This window comes from Anaerosporobacter sp., from assembly GCF_965301125.1.
In genome coordinates, this window is the sequence record NZ_CBDLAM010000236.1 from 1,022 (window position 1) to 5,001 (window position 3,980).

At 34.7% G+C, this 3,980-nt stretch carries 7 protein-coding genes; 1 reads left to right on the forward strand and 6 read right to left on the reverse strand.

Annotation, left to right across the window (positions count from 1 at the left end):
• Positions 1 to 131: 131 nt before the first annotated feature.
• Together ACW2QF_RS17640 and ACW2QF_RS17645 are read right to left on the reverse strand one after the other, a co-directional pair.
• Positions 132 to 353 (reverse strand): GyrI-like domain-containing protein, encoded by a 222-nt coding sequence (locus ACW2QF_RS17640; protein WP_455717332.1) that lies wholly within the window; start codon positions 351 to 353, stop codon positions 132 to 134.
• 7 nt (positions 354 to 360) lie between these two features.
• The gene (locus tag ACW2QF_RS17645) at positions 361 to 633 is read right to left on the reverse strand and encodes a hypothetical protein (protein ID WP_455717333.1); all 273 of its coding nucleotides are present in this window, start codon (positions 631 to 633) and stop codon (positions 361 to 363) included.
• 189 nt (positions 634 to 822) lie between these two features.
• On the opposite strand from ACW2QF_RS17645, the gene ACW2QF_RS17650 reads away from it, so the two are divergent.
• Positions 823 to 1,002 (forward strand): hypothetical protein, encoded by a 180-nt coding sequence (locus tag ACW2QF_RS17650; protein WP_455717334.1) that lies wholly within the window; start codon positions 823 to 825, stop codon positions 1,000 to 1,002.
• 115 nt (positions 1,003 to 1,117) lie between these two features.
• On the opposite strand, the gene ACW2QF_RS17655 is transcribed toward ACW2QF_RS17650, so the two are convergent.
• From ACW2QF_RS17655 to ACW2QF_RS17670, 4 genes are all read right to left on the reverse strand, one after another.
• On the reverse strand, positions 1,118 to 1,669 hold the full coding sequence (locus ACW2QF_RS17655) for a hypothetical protein (RefSeq protein WP_455717335.1): 552 nt from the start codon (positions 1,667 to 1,669) through the stop codon (positions 1,118 to 1,120).
• A 177-nt stretch (positions 1,670 to 1,846) separates the two neighbouring features.
• The gene (locus tag ACW2QF_RS17660; protein ID WP_455717336.1) at positions 1,847 to 2,575 is read right to left on the reverse strand and encodes an alpha/beta fold hydrolase; all 729 of its coding nucleotides are present in this window, start codon (positions 2,573 to 2,575) and stop codon (positions 1,847 to 1,849) included.
• Positions 2,576 to 2,688: 113 nt separating this feature from the next.
• Positions 2,689 to 3,117, reverse strand: a complete 429-nt coding sequence (locus ACW2QF_RS17665; protein WP_455717337.1) for a hypothetical protein — start codon at positions 3,115 to 3,117, stop codon at positions 2,689 to 2,691.
• A 262-nt stretch (positions 3,118 to 3,379) separates the two neighbouring features.
• A complete protein-coding gene (locus ACW2QF_RS17670) occupies positions 3,380 to 3,919 on the reverse strand; it encodes an MEDS domain-containing protein (protein WP_455717338.1) in 540 nt (179 codons plus the stop codon).
• Positions 3,920 to 3,980 lie beyond the last annotated feature (61 nt).

A 3,980-nucleotide genomic window follows, 5' to 3' on the forward strand; every position in this document is an offset into this window, starting at 1 on the left:
GATATAAGCAAGCAAAAAGTGAAATCCTGCACCGATAAGTCCAACAAGAATTGGCACTGTATCATCTCCTTAATGCGGTATTATATATCTTTACTTCACGAACCTAACACCATTAACTGAAAAGTCTCTACTTATTCAATAGGTATCCAAATTTCCATTTCATATTCATTTGTTTCTTCTTTACCAAACATATTGGCGGATACTATCTCAATTTCGGGCATTCCTTCTTTAATTTTATATCCTTCATGATCAAATGTATCCCATAATGCGGCGTAAGTATTTGGAATTTCCTTGGAAAAACCAATATGTTTAAATACGACATATTTTTGGGCAGGAAAGATATGCAAAGTCATTTCTTGTTCAACTTGGCTCTTTTATAGTAAGAAGCTTGTATGATCCAAATATAGTTGTTGTTAGACCACATACGAAGAGTATACTTCCAGCAGCTAAGAAATTATTTATATTCCCTTTCGCTCTTATATGGTACCAAGCAGTATCCGCTCCTCCTTGTTTTGCTATCCAACTTTCAGCTAAAGACGTTCCAAAATTAACGCTGTTAAAAAGTAAAAACAGACCCAATACAGCTAACAAAACACTTACAGCTAAAAAGCCCTTTAATTTATCTTTAGTCATAATATCCACCTATTCTAGTCACAGTTTCCACTGCTATCTCCTTAATTCGATATGCAGATTAGCGAATCCTTCTTCTGCTAACACGACCCGCCTGTTTAATCAATAGATAATTTACTATTGATATAAATAAAATATTCAATGATACTGGTAAATAACACCGATATTTGCTTACCTTAAAGGAGAATAATGATGAAATTAAAAAGGGTTTCCATTGCGATTTTAACGTATATAGTTGTTTTTAATTTGTTGGACTTGTTTTTTAATAGCTGGGAAAAAGTTTTAAAGCAAGCTTTTTATCAATTATTAGTTGGTGTAGCTGTTTTTCTCATTTTTTACTTTATTGATAAACAAAAAAGAAATCAAAAATGAACAAAGCTTAACCCGACCCGTTTCCACAATAAGGAATTCGACAGAAAAAGGCATTGATCCTTCTTTGAATTCATGCCTCTGGGTTTATGCTAATTACTGTGAAGTTCAGCCTATGTTATTTTGTTACCAATACATATTGCCTCTCTCTAAAAGAAAATCGTTCACTTAAATCATTGAATAGGCGTTTTTCGTGTAACTTGAAATTTCCAATATCATTTTGGAATTGCTTTGTTTCCAAGTTAACAACAATATTAAGTGAATCGACCTTCTCTTTTAATTCATCTCCGGCCCAACAGGTATATAATTCAATACTTTCCCCTTCCAAAAGGTTTTCATCAATATACTTAAACAACGCACTATAAGCATTTCTGTGGTCAGAACAATGCAGATGATATACATAAGGATGGGTGAATTGTGTCCTGATTTCATCATAACCATCTAATTCTGAAACGGCTATCCCTTGATAATCCTCCTCAGTTTCATAGACGATTACATTCTGTTCATTTAATTTAGTGTTATTCCTATATTTATTTGTCTTTCTCTTAATTGGTTTTATACCTTTGATTTCAATATCCGCTATATTAGAAATGGGGACTATTTTGGCCTTTGTTCCATAATCGCCAGTCGGAATCTCCCTGCTCGAAGCAATGTAGTGATAAACTGTCAAAAGCTCACTCCTTATGTATAGGACTCTGATAACTTTGTTACAGGTACTGCGGTCGGGATGCCTACCGGTCACTTTTCCCGCAGGAGTCAGCCACCTGTAATTAAATATTCAATGCTCAACGTTTTGTTCTAATACGACCAATTACTACTATAAGATTTACATTAATTAAACGTATGTTTACACAGTCCCCTTATCCTTACTGACATTTTCCAAAAATAAAGATAACACTTCTGTATAGATTTTTGGCTGTTGAGCGTGAACTAGATGTGAAGCAAATGGGATAATAGACACGTGGATGTCTTTCTTCAAGGATTGGTACAATATAGCACTTTTGCTTTCATCATTATTTCCTTCTCCAACCATATAGAGAATAGGTGAATGAATTCCATCTAAATCCTTTGTCAGATGGAATGGATACCATTCTTCATCCTGGCCCATGGTGATGAACTGCTTCCAGTCAGAACTATGTAAATGATTGAAGTAATGAATGAGCTCTTCGTTATGCAGTAATTGAGCCTGAGCTTCTGATTCCTCTTTATGCATTTCAAGCCAGTTTTCTGGCCTTTCAGCTAGGACACCGGAGATCACTAAGCTTTTTACTTTATTCGGGTATTTTTTAGCAAAAGATAATCCTGCTAAACCTCCCAATGAGCACCCAACTATATGAGCTGATTCAATCCCAAGATTCTTCAACGTTTCCTCGATATCTATGGCGCATTCCTCAAAGAAATTTGTAATGTCATTTGCAATAGAATTACCGTGACCTCTTAAATCTGGGAGAATGACTTTATAGCTGTTCCTAAAATACTCCCTCTGATATTCAAAATCGGTGTTCCCGGTTTGCAGCCCTGTATGAAGAAATACGATTGGTTCCCCTTCCCCCAAAACATTCGTATGTAATATCATATTTGCCTCCTTAGAAATATTGAATAATATATATATTCAACCTTTCCTCTTAAAAACCTATATAGCTGTATATCAAAAAAGGCTGATTTCAGTCTTTCAGCAAATGAATTCGGTTATTTTTCTAAAATACAATAATCCTTTGTTTTAGAATAGGAAATACCATTTTTACGAGCAAACTCTACTAAGTCTTTAAGCACCTCATCGGGAACAAAATGGACAATACGAATGTTAATGCCATTATCAACTTGTATAATGGCACCCTTCGTATACCAACCGAATCGCTTAAATCGAATTTGATTTATTTGATTGAGGTGTATGCTTCTTTTGTATAACGGTAATCTAAATAACACTATTTGATAGGTCAGATGGTCGTCATTTATTTTAAATTTGTATTTGATAAATAATGAGCTAAGAATGAATAGAGACCAAATTAATTGAACGTAAATTAACCAGTTGGAAAAATCACTTATGGAGATTGTCAATATCATTAGTAATAATAAGCTCCCTAACACTCCTCTTTGAGTCTTTGCGATATATTCCATTTCTTGTACCCACTCATCTTTTTTTATTTTACTAAAGGGTGAAATCGTGATTCTAGTTTGAATAACAGCTATGTAACAGGTAATGGAGGAATTTCTTCAAAGGATTTATTGCGAGGTATGTATAGCGATTCTTTCATTCTTCTATTAATAGATACCTATGTAACGCTGCCTCTGCATGTCTCACAGGTAGCAGTATGGAAAATACATTTCTGTGTTTTGACTTTACTGAAGCTTACTCAATATTAGTCTTGGGCTACAGTATTTATCCCCTCTCAGACGATTGCGATTGGCTTATTTGTCCATAAAGCTCAGAAAGGATAATATCATTCTCTGACATGATATATTGATGGCATTTCATTAGCCTTTCTTCCAATGTATCAGGCAAACGATTATGGTCATAGGCACAAACCAAATAAAGACCAAGCTCACTGACAACCCTATCTGCCTCGCATTCAAATTCCTCTAAGATAGGAACGATTCCTTCCTGCTGGCCCCATTCAACATGAGCCCATATTCTAACGGAGATTCCTTTATCAAAGAATGGCTGCAATGTTCTCGATAGATGGTCAAAGATGATGGCGGGCTGGAAGCTTCCTGTCGAGACGTAGTAGTCAAAGTTATTCAACATTTGGATGGATTTCATTTGTTCTTTCGTCAATCTTATTTTCAGTTCATCACGAAGGATATTCATGATTCGCTGGCTTTCAATCAACAGTATATGATCATCCTGCTCTAAGGCAGATTCTATATAAGCGATTAAGTTACGTATATAGGTGTCTTGTTCGTTTATTTTATAGAAAATATGAACACCTTATTCTTCTTGAATCTTTTGATTAAGCTTTGAAAACTTTCTTTTTAAAAAT

Excerpts from the sequence above, each read along its gene's own strand:
- ACW2QF_RS17640 (WP_455717332.1), bottom strand. The coding sequence starts at position 353 with ATGACTTTGCATATCTTTCCTGCCCAAAAATATGTCGTATTTAAACAT.
- ACW2QF_RS17645 (WP_455717333.1), bottom strand. The coding sequence starts at position 633 with ATGACTAAAGATAAATTAAAGGGCTTTTTAGCTGTAAGTGTTTTGTTA.
- ACW2QF_RS17650 (WP_455717334.1), top strand. The coding sequence starts at position 823 with ATGAAATTAAAAAGGGTTTCCATTGCGATTTTAACGTATATAGTTGTT.
- ACW2QF_RS17660 (WP_455717336.1), bottom strand. The coding sequence starts at position 2,575 with ATGATATTACATACGAATGTTTTGGGGGAAGGGGAACCAATCGTATTT.
- ACW2QF_RS17665 (WP_455717337.1), bottom strand. The coding sequence starts at position 3,117 with ATGGAATATATCGCAAAGACTCAAAGAGGAGTGTTAGGGAGCTTATTA.